Source organism: Maribacter sp. MAR_2009_72 (assembly GCF_007827235.1).
GTDB lineage: Bacteria > Bacteroidota > Bacteroidia > Flavobacteriales > Flavobacteriaceae > Maribacter > Maribacter sedimenticola.
The window spans coordinates 3,006,169-3,023,901 of the sequence record NZ_VISB01000001.1; the positions used below are offsets into that span (position 1 = coordinate 3,006,169).

18 protein-coding genes are annotated in these 17,733 nt (G+C 35.8%); 11 read left to right on the forward strand and 7 right to left on the reverse strand.

What is annotated here, in order from left to right:
- Positions 1–8 precede the first annotated feature (8 nt).
- From JM81_RS12680 to JM81_RS12695, 4 genes are all read left to right on the forward strand, one after another.
- Positions 9–791 carry an enoyl-CoA hydratase/isomerase family protein gene (locus JM81_RS12680; protein ID WP_089258613.1) on the forward strand — a complete coding sequence of 261 codons (783 nt, stop codon included), beginning with the start codon at positions 9–11 and terminating at the stop codon, positions 789–791.
- A 17-nt stretch (positions 792–808) separates the two neighbouring features.
- Positions 809–2,362: a hypothetical protein gene (locus JM81_RS12685; RefSeq protein WP_144803937.1), complete on the forward strand. Its 1,554-nt coding sequence runs from the start codon at positions 809–811 to the stop codon at positions 2,360–2,362.
- A gap of 46 nt (positions 2,363–2,408) precedes the next feature.
- Positions 2,409–3,482, forward strand: coding sequence for a PA0069 family radical SAM protein (locus JM81_RS12690; protein ID WP_144803939.1), 1,074 nt, complete (start codon positions 2,409–2,411; stop codon positions 3,480–3,482).
- Positions 3,483–3,926: 444 nt separating this feature from the next.
- Positions 3,927–5,363 (forward strand): glycosyltransferase, encoded by a 1,437-nt coding sequence (locus JM81_RS12695; RefSeq protein ID WP_144803941.1) that lies wholly within the window; start codon positions 3,927–3,929, stop codon positions 5,361–5,363.
- Between the two features lie 85 nt (positions 5,364–5,448).
- Here the strand turns inward: JM81_RS12695 and JM81_RS12700 are convergent, their stop codons facing one another.
- The 3 genes from JM81_RS12700 to JM81_RS12710 form a co-directional block, all read right to left on the reverse strand.
- Positions 5,449–6,120: an HD domain-containing protein gene (locus tag JM81_RS12700; RefSeq protein ID WP_089258623.1), complete on the reverse strand. Its 672-nt coding sequence runs from the start codon at positions 6,118–6,120 to the stop codon at positions 5,449–5,451.
- A complete protein-coding gene (locus JM81_RS12705; protein ID WP_144803942.1) occupies positions 6,117–6,854 on the reverse strand; it encodes a lysophospholipid acyltransferase family protein in 738 nt (245 codons plus the stop codon). Before JM81_RS12705 ends, JM81_RS12700 begins: the two co-directional genes overlap by 4 nt.
- A 79-nt stretch (positions 6,855–6,933) precedes the next feature.
- Positions 6,934–7,344 (reverse strand): BrxA/BrxB family bacilliredoxin, encoded by a 411-nt coding sequence (locus JM81_RS12710; protein ID WP_144803944.1) that lies wholly within the window; start codon positions 7,342–7,344, stop codon positions 6,934–6,936.
- A gap of 130 nt (positions 7,345–7,474) precedes the next feature.
- On the opposite strand from JM81_RS12710, the gene JM81_RS12715 reads away from it, so the two are divergent.
- The 4 genes from JM81_RS12715 (at position 7,475) to JM81_RS12730 (ending at position 10,982) form a co-directional block, all read left to right on the forward strand.
- Entirely contained in the window at positions 7,475–8,215 is a 741-nt protein-coding gene (locus JM81_RS12715) for a TerB family tellurite resistance protein (RefSeq protein WP_144803946.1), read from the forward strand.
- Between the two features lie 18 nt (positions 8,216–8,233).
- Complete coding sequence (locus JM81_RS12720; RefSeq protein ID WP_144803948.1) at positions 8,234–8,818, forward strand: HupE/UreJ family protein; 585 nt, start codon at positions 8,234–8,236, stop codon at positions 8,816–8,818.
- Positions 8,819–8,904: 86 nt separating this feature from the next.
- Positions 8,905–9,342, forward strand: coding sequence for a deoxycytidylate deaminase (locus tag JM81_RS12725; RefSeq protein ID WP_144803950.1), 438 nt, complete (start codon positions 8,905–8,907; stop codon positions 9,340–9,342).
- Between the two features lie 14 nt (positions 9,343–9,356).
- Positions 9,357–10,982, forward strand: a complete 1,626-nt coding sequence (locus JM81_RS12730) for a S41 family peptidase (RefSeq protein ID WP_089258635.1) — start codon at positions 9,357–9,359, stop codon at positions 10,980–10,982.
- On the opposite strand, the gene JM81_RS12735 is transcribed toward JM81_RS12730, so the two are convergent.
- On the reverse strand, positions 10,979–11,182 hold the full coding sequence (locus JM81_RS12735; RefSeq protein WP_089258637.1) for a hypothetical protein: 204 nt from the start codon (positions 11,180–11,182) through the stop codon (positions 10,979–10,981). The two genes, JM81_RS12730 and JM81_RS12735, sit on opposite strands and share 4 nt — an antisense overlap.
- 36 nt (positions 11,183–11,218) lie before the next feature.
- Entirely contained in the window at positions 11,219–11,797 is a 579-nt protein-coding gene (locus JM81_RS12740) for a MarC family protein (RefSeq protein WP_089259728.1), read from the reverse strand.
- Between the two features lie 113 nt (positions 11,798–11,910).
- On the opposite strand from JM81_RS12740, the gene JM81_RS12745 reads away from it, so the two are divergent.
- Positions 11,911–12,480, forward strand: a complete 570-nt coding sequence (locus JM81_RS12745; protein WP_144803952.1) for a DUF3109 family protein — start codon at positions 11,911–11,913, stop codon at positions 12,478–12,480.
- Here JM81_RS12745 and JM81_RS12750 read toward each other — a convergent pair.
- Positions 12,473–14,437 (reverse strand): tetratricopeptide repeat protein, encoded by a 1,965-nt coding sequence (locus JM81_RS12750; RefSeq protein WP_144803954.1) that lies wholly within the window; start codon positions 14,435–14,437, stop codon positions 12,473–12,475. The genes JM81_RS12745 and JM81_RS12750 overlap by 8 nt on opposite strands.
- An 8-nt stretch (positions 14,438–14,445) precedes the next feature.
- Positions 14,446–15,180: a LytR/AlgR family response regulator transcription factor gene (locus JM81_RS12755; RefSeq protein ID WP_144803956.1), complete on the reverse strand. Its 735-nt coding sequence runs from the start codon at positions 15,178–15,180 to the stop codon at positions 14,446–14,448.
- Between the two features lie 460 nt (positions 15,181–15,640).
- Here JM81_RS12755 and JM81_RS12760 point away from each other — a divergent pair, with 460 nt between their 5' ends.
- Both JM81_RS12760 and JM81_RS12765 read left to right on the forward strand, forming a co-directional pair.
- A complete protein-coding gene (locus JM81_RS12760) occupies positions 15,641–16,174 on the forward strand; it encodes a hypothetical protein (protein WP_144803958.1) in 534 nt (177 codons plus the stop codon).
- A 507-nt stretch (positions 16,175–16,681) separates the two neighbouring features.
- Positions 16,682–17,668 (forward strand): ribonucleotide-diphosphate reductase subunit beta, encoded by a 987-nt coding sequence (locus tag JM81_RS12765; protein WP_089258645.1) that lies wholly within the window; start codon positions 16,682–16,684, stop codon positions 17,666–17,668.
- Positions 17,669–17,733: the final 65 nt, after the last annotated feature.

Below are 17,733 nucleotides of genomic sequence, written 5' to 3' on the forward strand. Positions count from 1 at the left end.
CTTAAATCATGTCATACAATAATATTTTAGTCCAAAAACAATTACCAACAGCTATAGTAACCATCAATCGGCCCAATAAATTAAATGCCTTGAACAAGGACACTATTGGTGAACTGCACAATGCATTTAAGGACTTGCAGAAAGACAAGGATGTAAAAGCCATTGTACTAACGGGTAGTGGAGAAAAAGCCTTTGTAGCAGGTGCCGATATTTCTGAATTTTCGGATTTCAGTGAGAAAGAAGGCAAGAAACTGGCTGCCAAAGGACAAAAGCAACTGTTCAATTTTATAGAAAATAGTTCTACCCCGGTTATAGCCGCAATCAATGGTTTTGCATTGGGCGGCGGACTGGAATTGGCCATGGCGTGCCATTTTAGGGTTGCAAGTAACAATGCCAAAATGGGTCTGCCAGAAGTTTCATTAGGGGTTATACCAGGTTACGGCGGCACCCAACGTCTACCACAACTGGTAGGTAAGGGCCGCGCAATGGAAATGATTATGACTGCAGGTATGATTACGGCAGACCAAGCATTGGCTTATGGTCTGGTCAACCATGTAACTTCACCAGAAGAATTATTGCCCCTCTGCCATAAAATTATAGGAAAGATTACCAATAACTCGCCTGTAGCCATTGCTTATGCAATAAAAGCGGTAAATGCTGGTTTTAAGAATACTGTAAATGGTTATGAGCAGGAAATTGAAGCTTTTGGCGCTTGCTTTGGAACAGATGATTTTACCGAAGGTACATCAGCATTTTTGGAAAAAAGAAAAGCGGAATTTCCAGGTTCATGACATAAACCAAAGGGGTTATGTTAAAACGTAGCATTTTCTTATTTTTTCTATATATCAATGTTTTTACGGCTCTTGCCCAAGAAGAGTTGGTAACCTATACCATTGGAGAAAAGTTCAATGATAAGTACAGGTATTCAAATATGTTGGCCATTGCAGATGATGGTAACGGGGGTACGGTTGTCGTTAGAGCATATTATACGGGCATTATCCTAAAACCAAAGGGCTATTTTATTGAACATTATAATAAAGATCTGGAATTGATTTCGGAGTTCAATTATAAGCTGAAGGACGCTAATTTTATTGATGCCTATGTGCGAAACGGCCAGGTTTACCTATTGTTTCTTGAGTATAGCTTTAAAAGCAGCAGTTATGTTTATGAAGTGCATCGTAGTCCGTTTACCCAATTTCAGTTTACAAAAGAAACTATTCTATCCATAGCTTCAGAACCAGTAGTACAGCCGTTGGACCGTAATTACTATAATAGAAATTTTACTTCTGGTTTTACGACCTCTGTTCTGTTCAATGATGACAAATCTGCATTTGCTATTACAACGCATTACAAGAAAAGAAAAGTAGATCAGCATTTTATTCACGTGTTCAATGCCAATTTGAGCAAAATAATGGAGCATGATTTTTCTGATGAGGTAGAGGAAAAGAACTATGCTTTTGAAAATTTAGTGTTTTCCAAAGATTTGCAAAATGTATATTTAGTAGGAAAAGCTTATTTTAAGAAAAAAAGGTTTAATGCTACAGAGCGTAAGTTTCAATATGAAATGGTACGTATTTCAAAGACCGGGCGTAGTGTGCAATCTTTTTATACCCCAGGTAAATTTCCAGAAGCCTTAAAACCCATATTCAAAGGTAGCGACCTGCTTTGTATAGGTTTTTATGCGGATAGAAAGGACAATCGTTATAACGGAATATCGTTTTTTAAATTGAATCCGCTTTCATTGGAGTTGGAAAAAAGTAAGTTCAATCCGTTTTCGGAGCAGTTCATGATAGATAAGTTTGGAAGGGAAGAAGATAAGGCCGTTAAAAATTTGGTCTTTAAAGGAATGGATATCACCAAAGAGGGTAATATATTATTTAATGCAGAGGAATATTTTACGAGTAACAGTGTACAATCCAATTCTAGTGGTGGCAGGGTCAAAATTACACGCTACCACCACAATGATATCATCAGTGCGAAATTAAGCGACCAAGGGGATTTAATATGGGCTAGGAACATCAATAAGACAGAAGTTACCCAGGGTGATGGTGCATACGCTTCCTATAGTGCATATACCAAAGATGACGACACCTATTTTTTTATTAGTACATCTGCAGAAAATCCACAACAGTTAAGTGATGACCGCATCATGTTCAAACAAGGTTTTAGCAGGAATAGAAACGTCTTTTTAATCCTATTGAATGAAGACGGACATATGAAATACAACAAGGTCATTGATGATACGGAGGCGCGCTTGCCTTTAATGGTTTCCGTACCTTTTATTGATAGGCAAAACGATGCCTTGAAATTTTATGCTAAGCGTGGTACTAAAAAACAATTGGTACAAGTCGCTGTTAAATAAAATCATTATTAGGATATTTTCCATATTTTTGGAATAAATCCAATTAATGAATGATGATTCTTATCTCAAGGGTAGGGGTGCGCAGCGGAATACAAACAATAAATTCTCGGCTTATAGTAATGAATTTCGGGACGATTTTTTGGAATTCTGTCACCTAGAAGGTGAAATAGCGGACGACAATAAGACACAATATATACCCATATTCCCTAAAACTATTGTAAATAAGGTCACGAGTCCAGATGTGGGCATGAACTATAGCATGAACATGTATCAAGGCTGTGAACACGGCTGTATTTATTGTTATGCTAGAAATGCTCATGAATTTTGGGGTTACAGTGCAGGTTTGGATTTTGAACGAAAAATTCTGGTAAAGCAAGATGCCCCCGTATTGTTAGAGGCTAAATTAAAAAGCAAAAGTTGGAAAGCCGAGACCATTGTCATGTCTGGTAATACGGATTGTTATCAACCCGCTGAACGTAAATTTGAACTCACCAGGAAATGTTTGGAAATCTTTTTAAAATATAGGCATCCAGTGGGTATCATCACCAAAAATGCATTGATATTGCGAGATTTGGATATTCTGAAAGAATTAAGTGCGCATGGTTTAATTGGTGTTAATATTTCCGTCACCTCTCTATCTGAAGAAACTAGACGTATGGTGGAACCTAGGACTACCACTATTAAAAAAAGATTGGAAGCAATTGGGGTATTATCTGCAGCAGGTATTCCCGTAAATGCCATGTTGGCCCCCATAATTCCTGGAATAAATAGTCATGAAATTTTAAAATTGGCAAAAGCGGTATCTGATCAAGGAGCGGTTTCTATGGCATTTACGTTGGTACGATTAAACGGAGCTATAGGAGAAATTTTTACAGATTGGATTAGGAAAGCCTTGCCAGAGAAGGCGGACAAAGTGTTACATCAAATAAGTGAATGCCACGGGGGATCGCTAAACGATAGTAGGTTTGGAATACGAAAAAAAGGTCAGGGCAAAATAGCTTCTCAAATTCATGATATGTTTGATCTGGCCAAACGTATGTATTTCAAGGATAAAAAATTTCCAACATTAAATACCGGTTTGTATGAGACTTATAGAGATGGTCAGTTAAAACTATTTTAATTAATAATCAATAAGAAGGAAACTTTTTCAAAGGGGGTATATTTTAAAAAATTATAAGTGATTACCTACCATTTGCAGCTAATATTTTATTCAATAAGAGGCAAACATGTATTAAGTCAGGAATAATTAATTTTTGGTTAATTGGAACAGCTATCATAGTTGGTTTAAACAACTCTAAATAACATTTATTACACGGTATAATAATTATAGTTTATATGAATTTTTTTAAAAAGTTGAATTGTATAATTTGAGAGATAAATCCATGAAAATGAAAGAATTAATTTAAATGAATTAAAAAAATATGTTTTTACAACAGTATATGCTACGTAAATAATATGCGGTTTTACACCTAAAAAAAATTCTTTAAAAACTTTTGTTAAAATAACATCCAAAAGACATATATAAGCGTAGATAGGGGGAATGTAATAAATACTAGAGCCATTTATGAAAGCCAAGAATACTACCAAGAAAGATTTAAATATCCAGAGCCCACAAAATAAGTCGGCAAATACAAAAAAATCTATTTTTTCCAGATTAAAACATATCATTGAAAATGCCAATGCATGGGGTGTTTTTGTAATGGGAAGTACATTTGTTTTAATGTTTGGGAGTGCATATTTAGCATATATCCTACAGAATGATTTTACACAATTGCATCTTGAAAGAAGAAGCACGTTGATCGGACTTATTTTTATGGTCGTTGCAGTTGCTTTTTTCGTTTTTAAATTAAGTTTCTTTATCTATACCTTTATTAGGTTTTTAAAATATAAGGCTATCCCATCGGTTTCAGATGAGGAATTGCCATCTGTTACCGTAATTGTACCAGCCTATAATGAAGGCAAGCAGGTATGGGCCACATTAAAAAGTTTAGCGGAAAGTGATTTCCCAGCACATAAAGTTCAATTATTGGCAATTGATGACGGTAGTAAGGATGATACATGGAATTGGATGCTAGAGGCCAAAAAAGAGTTGGGAGACAGGGTATCTATTTGTCAGCAACCCAAGAACATGGGTAAACGTCATGCACTTTACAGAGGTTTTAAGGAAGGTACAGGTGAAATTTTTGTTACCGTAGATAGTGATTCCATTGTGGATAAGGATACCTTGAGAAATTTGGTAAGTCCGTTTATCGTTGATGAGAATTGTGGTGCAGTAGCAGGTAATATTCGTGTGCTTAACAATAAGAAAGAAATTTTACCTAAGATGCTAGATGTAAGTTTTGCGCTTAGTTTTGAATTTGTACGGTCTTCTGAAAGTACATTGAATTCTGTACTATGTACCCCAGGTGCATTGGCAGCATACAGGGCAACAGCAGTTTTTGGTTGTTTGGAGGAGTGGATCAATCAAACGTTTATGGGGCAACCTTCCGATATTGGGGAAGATAGGGCCATGACAAATATGATTTTGAAGCAAGGTTATCATGTATTGTTCCAAAGGAACGCGTTTGCTTATACCAATGTTCCTGAAAAATATAAAGGGTTGTATAAGATGTTCATTAGATGGGGTAGAAGTAATGTCCGTGAAAATATACAAATGTCCAAATACGTCTTTACAAATTTCAGAAAAGGACCTAAGGCAGGTACAAGGTTGTTGTTTTTCAGCCAGTTTTCAAGAATTGTACTTTGCTATCCTTTTGTATTGTTCATGTTGGTATTCGTATTTACACACCCACTGTTATTTTTAAGCTCTACGTTCTTAAGTATATTGGTATTATCTACTTTCCCTGTAATATTTTATGCAAAGCGTTATACGTTAATAGAATCATTTTGGGCATACTCATATAGCGTGCTATATACATTTGGTCTATTCTGGATTACACCTTATGCAATAGCTACGGCAAGTAGAAGAGGTTGGTTGACTAGGGAATTACCACAGAAATAAGGGTAAAATTTTAAATAATATAAAAGGGCTTCAATAGTTGAAGCCCTTTTTACATTTCAAAAAAGTAATGATTTGGGGTTTGTATTTAGATTTTTAATGGATTCCATTCCCTATAAAATTGCTCTAGGAAATCAATCATATATTGGTGTCGTTCTTCCGCTAATCGCTTACCGGTGTCCGTATTCATTTTATCCTTGAGCAACAATAATTTTTCGTAGAAATGATTAATGGTAGGTGCGGTAGATTTTTTATATTCTTCCTTGGTCATTCCTAAATTAGGGGAAATTTCAGGATCGTACATTGCCCTATTTTTAAACCCTCCATAATTAAATGCTCGGGCAATTCCTATTGCGCCTATGGCATCTAGACGATCGGCATCTTGTACAACCTGTAGCTCTTTGGATGTAAACAGTTTTTTCTTCAATTTTCCATCAACAATACCGGCTTTAAAAGAGCTGTATTTTATAATTTTTATAACGTGATTTATCGTCCTTTTTGGAACTTTTAGGCTAAGTAGAAAATTTTCCGCCATTTTAGGGCCTAAGCTCTCGTCCCCATTATTGAACTTTGCATCGGCAATATCATGTAAAAGAGCCCCCAAGCTAACGACCAAAATATTAACGTTTTCGTCCTTGGCAATGAGCATGGTATTTTTAAAAACGCGTTGTATATGAAACCAATCATGGCCTCCTTCAGCATTTTGTAATGTTTCTTTCACAAAAGTGATGGTCTCTTCTACTATTTCTGTGTCGGTCATTTAAAGGAGTTTATTCCGCTAACTACGGATGCTTCAATTTTACGGATTAGGTCATCTAGGTTACCATTGTTCTCCAGTGGTTTTTGAACATCTATGCGGACCTTTGCGCCTAATCCCATAGGAAATTGACCATAGCGCACCAATTTCCATGAATTGTTGATACTAATTGGTACGACCAATGCAGAGGGTGCTTTTTTTAATAACATTTTTAGCCCCATAGGCTTAAAAGGTTTTGGATGCCCATCCCTACTTCGAGTGCCTTCCGGAAAAATTACCGCACTTCTATTGTACTGTTCTATATAGGTTCCTAATTTTCCTATTTCCATGAGGGCGGATTTGCCATCATTTCTATCAATAAGTACGGAACCTCCATGTACAAGATTGAACGAAACACTGGGAATGCCTTTCCCTAATTCTTTTTTGCTCACAAATTTTGGATGGTGCTTTCTTAGATACCAAATCAATGGGGGTATGTCATACATGCTTTGATGATTGGTGACAATGATCAAGGGCCTATCTGTAGGCAGGTCATAGGTGTTGGTGTATCGATATGTTGTGCCCAGTATATTGGTACTGCGCATCAAGAAAAAGTTCAATTTGCTTACTACTGGCTTTAATCCGTTATACCCAAACAGTTTAAAAGCGATCCATTGCATTGGATGAAAAACAAGCAGGCATAGGCCAAATGCCACAAAAAAGAAGGGGGTAACAATATAGGAGAGCATTTTTTGCATGCTACAAAAATAAAAAACCGCTCAATTAGAGCGGTTTTTTAAACTTATTATTTTAGGGTAAATACGATTCTTGCAAACCTTAACAAAACTCGTTATAAGCTTGTACAAGATTTTGTGCGATCATTTCCGCAGGTCTACCTTCAATATGATGGCGCTCGATCATATGAACCAACTCACCATTTTTGAACAATGCCATAGATGGCGAAGATGGGGGGAAAGGGACCATTAAATTTCTGGCCGCATCTACCGCTTCCTTATCCACACCGGCAAATACCGTAACTGCATGGTCCGGTTTTTTATCGTTCTGCAAACTCATTTTGGCTGCAGGTCTTGCATTGGCGGCCGCACAACCACATACAGAATTTACAACCACTAAAGTTGTTCCTTCTTTATTGATGGCATTTGTCACTGCTTCCGCAGTATATAATTCTTCAAATCCGGCAGAAGCCAGATCATCTCTCATTGGTTTTACTAATTCCGCAGGGTACATATTCTTATTGTTTAAATTAAACTAATACAAAGATAACCAATTAGTCGTACAGGAGGAGAAGACCTTAACTTTTCATTGGCCCAACTTTCTATTGGTAATATTTTATCTTTGGCAAAATTCATATTACGAAATGATCAAATGGTTGGGAGCCATAGTCGGCTTTTTTTTGAGAGGGTTATCTGGGGCAATACTAGGTTTTTTTGCAGGTAGCATTATAGATAATTTTTTTGGGCCAAGTACCGGCAGTGCCAAAAGTGTATTCCAAGATTATACCAGGCCAAATGTGACCCCTGCAGATTTTGAACTTAACTTACTTTCCCTGTGTTCTATCGTTATTAAGGCAGATGGACAAGTGAGCCAATCTGAAATGGATTATGTTAGACAATATTTTGTAAGTACTTATGGTAAAGAAAAGGCCAATGCCATTTTTAGGACATTTAATGATATCAATAAGAAAGGGCAAATCTCAGCACAAAGGATAGGTGCGTTTTTAGCACAACGCACGCGTTATGAAGTGCGTTTGCAACTTCTTCATTTCTTATTTGGTATTGCACAGGCAGATGGTAGTATTAGTAATCCGGAAATACAAAAAATTAGGGAAATAGCGGGTTACCTTAGGGTTTCCATTAATGAATTTGATAGCATAAAGGCGATGTTCGTAAAATCTGCCAATAATGCCTATAAAATATTGGATGTGCCAAAAACCGCTACAGATTCAGAAATTAAAAAGGCATATAGGACCATGGCCAAAAAATATCATCCCGATCGGGTAAACACCCAAGATGAAGCCATTAAAAAAGGAGCGGAAGAGAAATTTAAACAGGTACAAGAGGCTTACGAAACCATTCAAAAAGAACGAGGCATAAATTAATTAACTAAGACAGATGCTATGCAAGATTTTTGGTTTTATATACAATTAGGTTTACAACATGTATTGGATATCAATGCATATGATCATATTCTGTTCTTATCCGCCCTGGCGCTACCATTTACGTTTAAAAGTTGGAAAAAAGTTCTATTACTGGCAACCGTTTTTACCATAACCCACTGTTTGGCCTTAGTGCTTTCCGTGTTTGAGCTAATTGTGGTCAATGCAGGATATATAGAATTTTTAATTCCGGTAACCATATTGGCAACGGCCCTCTATAACCTATTCATTCTTAAGGACGATAATGATGGGAAAACCATATGGTTTCACTTGCTTTCTACCGGTATATTTGGGTTGATTCATGGTTTTGGATTTTCAAATTATTTTAAAATGATGGTTATGGGAGAAGATGAAAAATTGATGCCATTGTTGGGTTTTGCAGGAGGTATAGAATTATCACAAGTGCTAATAGTCATGATGGTATTGGTATTGGCATTTGTTTTACAGTCCATACTCAACGTAAAGCAACGTTTGTTCATTGCTGTTGGTAGTATGCTTATAATTTTTATTACTCTGCCGTTGCTTTATGCAACTTTTCCCTTTTAAGATTGTTAAATTTGACCTTATGACGTGGTTCTTGCCAAATAAAGCAGGTACCTTAGTGTATTCAGCTTTTTTAAAGCTTGATCAAGATGAATAAAGAAAAACAGTTAAAGTATGATAGGGCCTATTTAAGAATGGCCAAGGAATGGGGTAAATTGTCCTCATGTAAGAGAAAACAGGTGGGTGCTATCATTGTAAAGGATAGAATGATTATATCCGATGGGTATAACGGTACGCCAACAGGTTTTGAAAATTATTGTGAGGATGAGGATGGATACACTAAGTGGTATGTTCTACATGCCGAGGCCAATGCAATTCTTAAAGTAGCCAGTTCTACTCAATCATGTCAAGGCGCTACGTTGTATATTACCTTATCTCCTTGCAGGGAGTGCAGTAAACTTATACATCAAGCCGGTATAAAACGTGTTGTCTATCAAATTGGTTATAAAGATGATTCCGGAATACGATTTTTAGAAAAGGCCAAAGTAGAAGTTGAACATATGCCAGAAATAAATGTTACTATATAACGTTTAAGTTAAAGATGAATAAAAAATTTAATTTTCTACTACCATTAATTATTTCCGCAGCTGTAGCCTTGGGGGTATTTTTGGGTGGAAAATTAAATTTCAACGATTCACCGGAACGCCTTTTTTCTACCAACTCCAAAAAAGACAAGCTTAACAGATTAATAGATTATATAGACTACGAATACGTTGATGATGTCAATACAGATAGTATCGTAGATGTTACCGTTAATAGTATTCTAGAGAAATTAGACCCGCACTCCGTTTATATTTCTGAAAAGGAAATGGACCGTGTCGCGGAAAACATGAAGGGCGATTTTGTTGGTATTGGCGTAAATTTTTATGCGTACCATGATACAATTACGGTTATAAAGACCGTAAAGGACGGGCCAAGCTATAAAAAAGGAATTTTACCTGGCGATCGTATCTTAATGGCAGATAATGATACCTTGTTCGGCAAAGAATATCCAAGTGAAATTATAGTGGATAAATTAAAGGGTCAAGAAGGGACCATGGTCAATCTTACCATTTATAGAAAAGCGGAAGACAAAATTTTTAATGTTAAGGTAAAAAGAGGAGTGGTTCCATTAAAAAGTGTGGAGTCTTTCTATATGCTTACCAACGATATAGGATATATAAAGGTCAATAGATTTGCAGAATCTACTTATAAGGAGTTTAAGACCGCTTTAATGGAATTGCAGGACCGAGGTGCGGAACAATTAGTTTTGGACTTAAGGGACAATCCTGGGGGTTATCTTGGTATGGCAGAAGAAATGGCCGATGAATTTTTGGAAGACGGTAAATTAATATTGTTTACAAAAAATAAAAAAGGTAAAATCAATAAAAGTTTTGCTACGGATGATGGTTCTTTTGAGGACAAGCCCGTATATGTCCTGATTAATGAGCGATCTGCTTCTGCTAGTGAAATTGTAGCGGGCGCCCTGCAGGATAATGATATAGGTACCATAGTAGGAAGAAGATCTTTTGGAAAAGGTCTTGTACAGCGAGAAATGGCTTTAGGAGACGGTTCTGCGGTAAGATTGACCGTTTCAAGGTATTATACCCCAACAGGCCGTAGCATTCAAAAAACATATGCCAACGGCACTAAGGATTATTACCAAAAATTTACGGACCGTTACCATAGTGGTGAAATGATATCCGTAGACAGTATAAAAGTAGCGGATTCGTTAAAGTTCGTTACCCCCAAAGGAAAGGTCGTATACGGCGGTGGTGGAATTATACCAGATGTATTTGTGCCTATTGGGAGTAATGAGGAAGAAGCGGTTGAGAGTATGGATAGCCTAGGATTTTTATCTTTTTTTGTATTTGAACACCTAGAGGAGGATCGGGACAGATACGCCCAATACAACCAAGAATCCTTTGTAAACGATTTTAATGTGGATGATATTCTTTTTGAAAGATTCGTAGAATATTCCATAGACAGAAATCTACGGATGAATTTTTACGATTATGAATCCAGTATAAAGCGTTTTTTAAAGGCCAGTATTGCAGAGCAATTGTTCAATACGAACATTCATGCCAAAATTAAGGCAGACGAAGATGCAATGTTGCAAAAAGTTTTAGAATTGGACAATGCTAGAAAATGGCAGAATAAAACCGCACAGATTAAAGCAAGTAATTAATCCTTGTTAATTTTATCCTGTATTTTTTTACTGGTAACAAAGACCAATAGCAATACAATGGCACACAATGAGGCCATAATACCAATTAATGCTATGGTACTATTTTTCTCAAAGGGATCGGCAAAATTTACCAAGGTTACATTGTAGGCTATTAAACCTACCGCCACAACAATGAAGATTATGGATAATGTCTTGCTCATAATTAATTTTTTATAAAAATACGACCTAATATTCGGCTAGAAAAGTTCATTGATATTGGCCGCAAATAATTTTACGGCAATGGCCATCAAAATTACACCAAATACCTTTCTAATAACATTGACACCACCAGACCCCAACATTTTTTCAATTTTTACGGAAGATTTTAGTACCACAAACACAAAAATAATGTTGACCACAATGGCTACAATAATGTTTTCCACATAGTATTCTGCCCTTAGGGACAATAATGAAGTCAATGTACCTGCACCGGCAATTAAAGGAAACGCAATGGGAACTATAGAAGCACTTTCCGGCTCATCATCCCTATATAACGTTATCCCCAAAATCATTTCAATGGCAAGGAAAAAAATGATGAAGGAACCGGCAACCGCAAAGGAATTTACATCAATACCTATTAGGTTCAAGATTTCCTCTCCTAAAAAAAGAAAGGCTACCATGATGATTGCCGCAACTATAGAAGCTTTTTCAGATTGGATATGGCCAACCTTTTTTCTTAGGCCAATTATGATAGGAATACTTCCTAAAATATCGATAACGGCAAACAAAACCATACTGGCTGTAATGATTTCCCTAAAGTTAAAATGAAATTCCATAATGAAAATTTTTGCAAATTTACGTTTATAAAAGCCATTTAGATGTTTATTCATAAAATAATGTAAAGGCAATACTTTTCAAATAATGTATCTTGCGGCCTTTAAATTAGACCATGTTTCAATTAGGAAAGACCATAGTATCCGAGGAAATTATAGAAAATGATTTTGTATGTAATCTTAATGCTTGCAAAGGGGGGTGTTGTGTTGATGGTGAGGCAGGTGCTCCCGTAGAGGATAGCGAAACGGAAATCATGGTGGATATCTTTGCTAAAGTTAAACCGTTTCTACGGCCAGAAGGTATAAAGGTAATAGAAGAACAAGGTGCTTTTGTAAAAGGAGAGGATGGCGAATGGGAAACCCCGTTGGTCAATGGCAGTGAATGTGCATATGTGATATTTGATCAACATAAAATTGCAAAATGCGGTATTGAAGAAGCGTATAACCAAGGCAAGATCAAATGGAAAAAACCTGTTTCCTGCCACCTTTATCCTATAAGGGTAAAAGAGTATACGGAACTTACCGCGGTCAATTATCATAAATGGCATATCTGTGACCCTGCATGTGCCCTTGGGGAAGAACTTAAAGTGCCCATATATAAGTTTGTAAAAGAGGCCCTGATCCGTAAGTTTGGAGAAGCTTGGTACAGTGAACTGGAGGAAGTGGCCGCCGACCATCTTAAATAGTTGGTATGTAGATAATTATTTGAGTTCCGGTAGGTATGTTGTCCTCATTGTATTTATCTATAATCTCAACATGAAAATAATTTTCATAATCTCGAGAAAAATTGGCCAACCGCTCTTTGGTAATATCTATACCTACGGATTTTCTTTTTAACACTTTACTGTTTTTTATTTTTTCAGCGGCATCCCTACCAACACCGTTATCTGAAATGATAATCTCAATAAATCCGTTTTTACCTTTTTTAATTTCCAAATCAATGTTTTTGGCACCATCTTTAGAAGAGAGTCCGTGCCAAAGTGCATTTTCCAAGAAAGGCTGTAAGATCAAAGAGGGAATTTTAATGTTATGGGTATCTATATCATCCTTAACATGTACCTTAAAGTTGATTTCATTGGAAAAGCGTATATTCTCTATATTCATATAAAGCTCCACGGTTTCCAATTCTTCTGCCAAAGTTATTTCCCGCTGTGAAGATGCTTCAAGTATTTTTCTTACCAATTTGGAGAATTTGTTCAGGTAATGAACCGCATTCTTTTTTTCATTATTGATAATATATAATTTGATGGAATTTAAGGAGTTGAACAGAAAATGGGGGTTCATTTGGCTTCTCAACATACTTTGTTCCAAGGTCAGCAGTTTTTTTTCAGCATTTAACTGACTTTGTCTGTAAAGGATATATAAAATACCTATGAGTAAAATTAAAAAGATACCAATAATGATAAGCATGGTTCTGTTCTTCCTCAATTTTAGTCGAACATTTTCGTTTTCTGCGGCAAGGCGTTCGTATTGGTTCTCACGTATTTGCGATTCATACCGCAAAATCATATCGTTTACATATCTAAGATTTAGGGAATTTGCTATACGGTCTTCATAATTCTTGAATTCCTTAAAATATTCCATCCCCTTTTCATAATCATCGCGTTTTATCCACAGCTCGGAAAGAAATTTGTTTGCTTCCGCAATTTCAGAATCTAGATTATAGTCTTTTCCCAGGTCCAGCCCTTTCTCTAAATTTACCTGTGCGGCATCATAGTCGCCCTTTCGAATAAAGGCCCAACCAAGGTTAATATAAATTGTGGCAACGATCTGTTTGTCCCCCAACCTAATGGCCCTTTGTAGGTTTTTTTCCAAAAGGTCAATGGCTTCTCTTATTCTGTTTAGATGAACATACACATGTGCAATACTGTAATTACATATTACCTTGCCTTTTTCAGAATCAATGATTTCATTGTAGACCAAAGATTTTCTAAAATGTTGTAGTGCAGGTTCTAGTTTAGCTTGGGCTTCATAACATTCACCAAGATTTTGATGATTGATCGCCAGGCCCAGTTTATTGTCCAACTCCTGCTCCAATATCATGGAACGTTCAAATTTCTCAATGGCCAGTTCATATTGTTCCAGCATTTGATAAATATTCCCTATACTGTTCAGTGATACATTTATACTACGTTTTAACCCAATACTGGGTTCCGCTACGGTTTCGGCGAGTTCCAATGCTTCTTGGCTATAATCCAAGGCAGATTTAACGGCATCTGTTCTCCTGTGGACTACACTGATCATATTAAGACTATATACCCTAAATTCTATACTTTCAGCCTCAATAGAGATTTTCAACGCTTCCTGAAAATATTCCAGTGCTTTAGGGTAAAGAGATATATCCCTGTAAATTCTACCCAATTGATTGTAGGCATAGGCCTGGCCGTACAAATAATTATTTGATTTTGAAATATTGTTGACATAATGTAATAAAACACTGTCCTTTCTGTACTGCCGCAATACATTGTCTATTTCCCTGTAGGTTTTGGGGGATGCCGCAATTAAACTATCAACGTCTTTTTTGAACGCGGTTGGGATGTTCTGTGCAGATAGTAAAAATGGAAAAATAAGAGATGCAAGAATACCTAAAATAAAGGTGCACTTAAAACTTTTAAGGGAAAAGGTACTTTTTGAGGGGGCCATGAACATAGTTATAGCATGTCTAAAAAATCGGATTTTTTCTGCCTTGATACCGGTATTTTATGATTCGATTTTAAAACAACATAACCATCGGTCTTCAAAAATTCCTTTATTTTATTTAGGTTCACAATGTAAGAATTGTGAATTCTAAAAAAGGAATCATCCGGTAAGATTTCATTGACCTCCTTTAGTTTTTTAGTAAGCACTATTTTTTGACCGTCACTTAAGAATATGGTACTATAGTTTCCATCAGATTCTGCATAAAGTATTTCGTCGCTTTCTAGAAACAATAATTTTCCATCCGTATTTAAGGTAATCCTATTATGAGTGGCTTTGGAATTAAAATTTAACAAAGCCATCTCTAATTTTTCCATTGAAAAATTTTTGTTGTTAAACTTTTTAATTTTGGTAATTGTTTCTTCAAGGTCATCCGTATCTATTGGTTTTAATAGATAATCCAGTGCTTCGCTTTTTATCGCCTTTAGGGCATATTGGTTATAGGCCGTGGTAATCACGACCGGAAAATTTTTATTGGTAAGTTTTTTAATGAATTGAAAACCATCCATAGTGGGCATTTCAATATCTAAAAAAAGACAGTCTGGTGTATGTTTTTCAAGATAGATAAGGGCATCATGAGGATTGGTAAAAGAGGCCACCACCTTTATCTCATCACTAAAGTTTGTGAGTTCCCAGGTTAAGCTTTGTAGAGCCTTTATTTCATCATCGACTATGACGGCTTGTAACATATTAGTATGGCTATGAAATTAGAAAGTTAGGAAAAATTAGGGGCTTCAATCGTTCTAAATTAAAATTTTGTGTCAATGGATGCAATTTTAGTGTAATCGGTATTAGAATGCTTTTCATTATCTATTACGTATACAAATCAGTTAATTTGAGAGAAAAATATTACAAATAATAAACACCTTTTTGGTTGTTGAAATTGTTTAAATCCAAATACACAAAAAAAGTAACAGGTTATACAATACCAAGAAAAGACCTTTTATGTTCATCTACCTTAGCGACTAAGATGTAATGTTTTAAATTTTATTGAACAATGAGAAAATGTGGTTTAATGTTTGGGTTGTTTATTATCGTTTTGATAATTGCGTCTAAGATTAAACAATCAGAAGAAAAATTCAATGAAAATTTAACCGTGGCGGTAGAAACGCCAATAAAGCGGCCCTAACAAATAGCAAAATCCTCCAAATGATTCAAGTAGTCATTAAATCTTTAAAAATGTTCGTATTTGGAATAACTCCATTGCTACTGATAGCGGGAGGTTCTGAAAATCCAGTGAACAATTCAAGTGTTGAACAGGGTGCGTTTCATTTTCAATTTTCCGGCATCAAAGATGAATCAATGGTAGGCAAAGCATCGTTTCAATTAAAGAACGATGTAGATGAATTTGGCAGAGTAACGAAGAACATTGAATTAAGATTTGTTCCGGCCAATGGTTGCAAGGCCGATTTGATTTCGTTTATCATAGCCTCTAATGACAATCTCAATAGAATTAACGGTACGTATGAAATAAAAAATCTTGATAGATTAATACGTCAATTTTCTGGGGTTTATGGTTTTGCCGATATCAATGAATTAAGTGAACTGCCTTTTTTTGCAAAGGACGGTACAATAGCAATACATACCAACCGCAAAAAAACGGTTTTTGGAAATATAGAAGTTACTTATGAAAATGCGGAAAGAGAACCTTTGACCATCAAAGGTTTTTTTAATGCAAATTAATTTTAATACCAAGGAAAGTACGGTTCTTAATAAAATAGTGTATGTTATTTTATATCTAATGTTTTGAGCGCCAAAATATGTGAGGTTTACGTGTTCTGTACGTAGAATTACAATCTAAGAAAAGGTTTCGGGGGAACTACCTTGATTAGATTTGGTGGGCATTTTTCATAATATGAGCATTGGAGGGACCGTACAATTTGGTATTACCTATCTTAAAATTCCTTTTTAAATCAAATACATTATTTAAACCATTTAGTATGATTTTATATACTTTTTGGTTTATAAAATATTTGTTCAATTTGCTTAAAAGTTACCCGCAATTTCTTTTTGGCCTAAATGCAATAAACATCACTTGCGAGCCTAGATTTCAACATTTTGTGTTAAAAACTTTGTCCTTTAAATGGCTAAACGGACTTTAAAAATTCAAAGCATTTTTGAATCTTTGATACTCCCAATAAGAAGGTATTTTTCAACTTCTTTACTACTAACTTTTAAACCATAAATGATATGTCCACAGCCTTTGAGCCTATTTTGGAAGCAAATGATGACCGCTTTGTTATTTTTCCTATAAAACACAATGACCTGTGGGAATGGTATAAAAAATGTGAGGCTTGTTTTTGGACCGCAGAGGAAATTGATCTTCATGAGGATTTAAATGACTGGAACAATAAGTTAAACGAAGATGAGCGTTTTTTCATAAAACACATCTTGGCTTTCTTTGCCGCTTCTGACGGTATTGTAAATGAAAATTTAGCAGAAAACTTTGTGAGCGAAGTGCAGTATGCAGAAGCTAAATTCTTTTATGGTTTTCAAATTATGATGGAAAACATCCACTCAGAAACCTATTCCCTTTTAATAGATACCTATGTAAAGGACGAAAAGGAAAAAAACATTCTTTTCAAGGCCATTGAGAATTTTCCGGCAATTAAGAAAAAAGCGGATTGGGCCTTAAATTGGATTGAGTCTCCTAGTTTTGCCGAGCGCTTGATCGCTTTTGCCGCGGTAGAGGGGATATTCTTTTCCGGTGCGTTTTGTTCCATATTTTGGTTAAAGAAAAGGGGTCTAATGCCTGGACTTACCTTTTCTAACGAATTAATCTCAAGGGATGAAGGTATGCATTGTGATTATGCTGTTCATTTACACAACAAACACTTAATGAACAAAGTGCCCAAAGAACGGATTACCGAAATTCTTACCAATGCACTTAATATTGAGCGTGAATTCATTACAGAATCATTGCCCGTTAGCTTAATAGGCATGAATTCTAAATTAATGACCCAGTATTTAGAATTTGTTACCGATCGCCTACTGGTAGAATTGGAATGTGATAAAGTGTATAATGCAACCAATCCGTTTGACTTTATGGACATGATTTCGTTGCAGGGTAAAACCAATTTCTTTGAAAAACGAGTTTCTGAATATCAAAAAGCCGGTGTTCTGAACAAGGACAAAGATGAAGATTCGCAAAAAATTAGTTTCGACGCTGATTTTTAATATATAATATTTACAACCTCTTTGCTTAGCGGTAAAGAGGTTTTTATGCCCTAATCTTTAAATGT

What these genes read in the sequence shown, in the direction of transcription:
- JM81_RS12680 (WP_089258613.1), top strand. Translation starts at nt 9, where the DNA reads ATGTCATACAATAATATTTTAGTCCAAAAACAATTACCAACAGCTATA.
- JM81_RS12685 (WP_144803937.1), top strand. Translation starts at nt 809, where the DNA reads ATGTTAAAACGTAGCATTTTCTTATTTTTTCTATATATCAATGTTTTT.
- JM81_RS12690 (WP_144803939.1), top strand. Translation starts at nt 2,409, where the DNA reads ATGAATGATGATTCTTATCTCAAGGGTAGGGGTGCGCAGCGGAATACA.
- JM81_RS12695 (WP_144803941.1), top strand. Translation starts at nt 3,927, where the DNA reads ATGAAAGCCAAGAATACTACCAAGAAAGATTTAAATATCCAGAGCCCA.
- JM81_RS12700 (WP_089258623.1), bottom strand. Translation starts at nt 6,120, where the DNA reads ATGACCGACACAGAAATAGTAGAAGAGACCATCACTTTTGTGAAAGAA.
- JM81_RS12705 (WP_144803942.1), bottom strand. Translation starts at nt 6,854, where the DNA reads ATGCAAAAAATGCTCTCCTATATTGTTACCCCCTTCTTTTTTGTGGCA.
- JM81_RS12710 (WP_144803944.1), bottom strand. Translation starts at nt 7,344, where the DNA reads ATGTACCCTGCGGAATTAGTAAAACCAATGAGAGATGATCTGGCTTCT.
- JM81_RS12715 (WP_144803946.1), top strand. Translation starts at nt 7,475, where the DNA reads ATGATCAAATGGTTGGGAGCCATAGTCGGCTTTTTTTTGAGAGGGTTA.
- JM81_RS12720 (WP_144803948.1), top strand. Translation starts at nt 8,234, where the DNA reads ATGCAAGATTTTTGGTTTTATATACAATTAGGTTTACAACATGTATTG.
- JM81_RS12725 (WP_144803950.1), top strand. Translation starts at nt 8,905, where the DNA reads ATGAATAAAGAAAAACAGTTAAAGTATGATAGGGCCTATTTAAGAATG.
- JM81_RS12730 (WP_089258635.1), top strand. Translation starts at nt 9,357, where the DNA reads ATGAATAAAAAATTTAATTTTCTACTACCATTAATTATTTCCGCAGCT.
- JM81_RS12735 (WP_089258637.1), bottom strand. Translation starts at nt 11,182, where the DNA reads ATGAGCAAGACATTATCCATAATCTTCATTGTTGTGGCGGTAGGTTTA.
- JM81_RS12740 (WP_089259728.1), bottom strand. Translation starts at nt 11,797, where the DNA reads ATGGAATTTCATTTTAACTTTAGGGAAATCATTACAGCCAGTATGGTT.
- JM81_RS12745 (WP_144803952.1), top strand. Translation starts at nt 11,911, where the DNA reads ATGTTTCAATTAGGAAAGACCATAGTATCCGAGGAAATTATAGAAAAT.
- JM81_RS12750 (WP_144803954.1), bottom strand. Translation starts at nt 14,437, where the DNA reads ATGGCCCCCTCAAAAAGTACCTTTTCCCTTAAAAGTTTTAAGTGCACC.
- JM81_RS12755 (WP_144803956.1), bottom strand. Translation starts at nt 15,180, where the DNA reads ATGTTACAAGCCGTCATAGTCGATGATGAAATAAAGGCTCTACAAAGC.
- JM81_RS12760 (WP_144803958.1), top strand. Translation starts at nt 15,641, where the DNA reads ATGATTCAAGTAGTCATTAAATCTTTAAAAATGTTCGTATTTGGAATA.
- JM81_RS12765 (WP_089258645.1), top strand. Translation starts at nt 16,682, where the DNA reads ATGTCCACAGCCTTTGAGCCTATTTTGGAAGCAAATGATGACCGCTTT.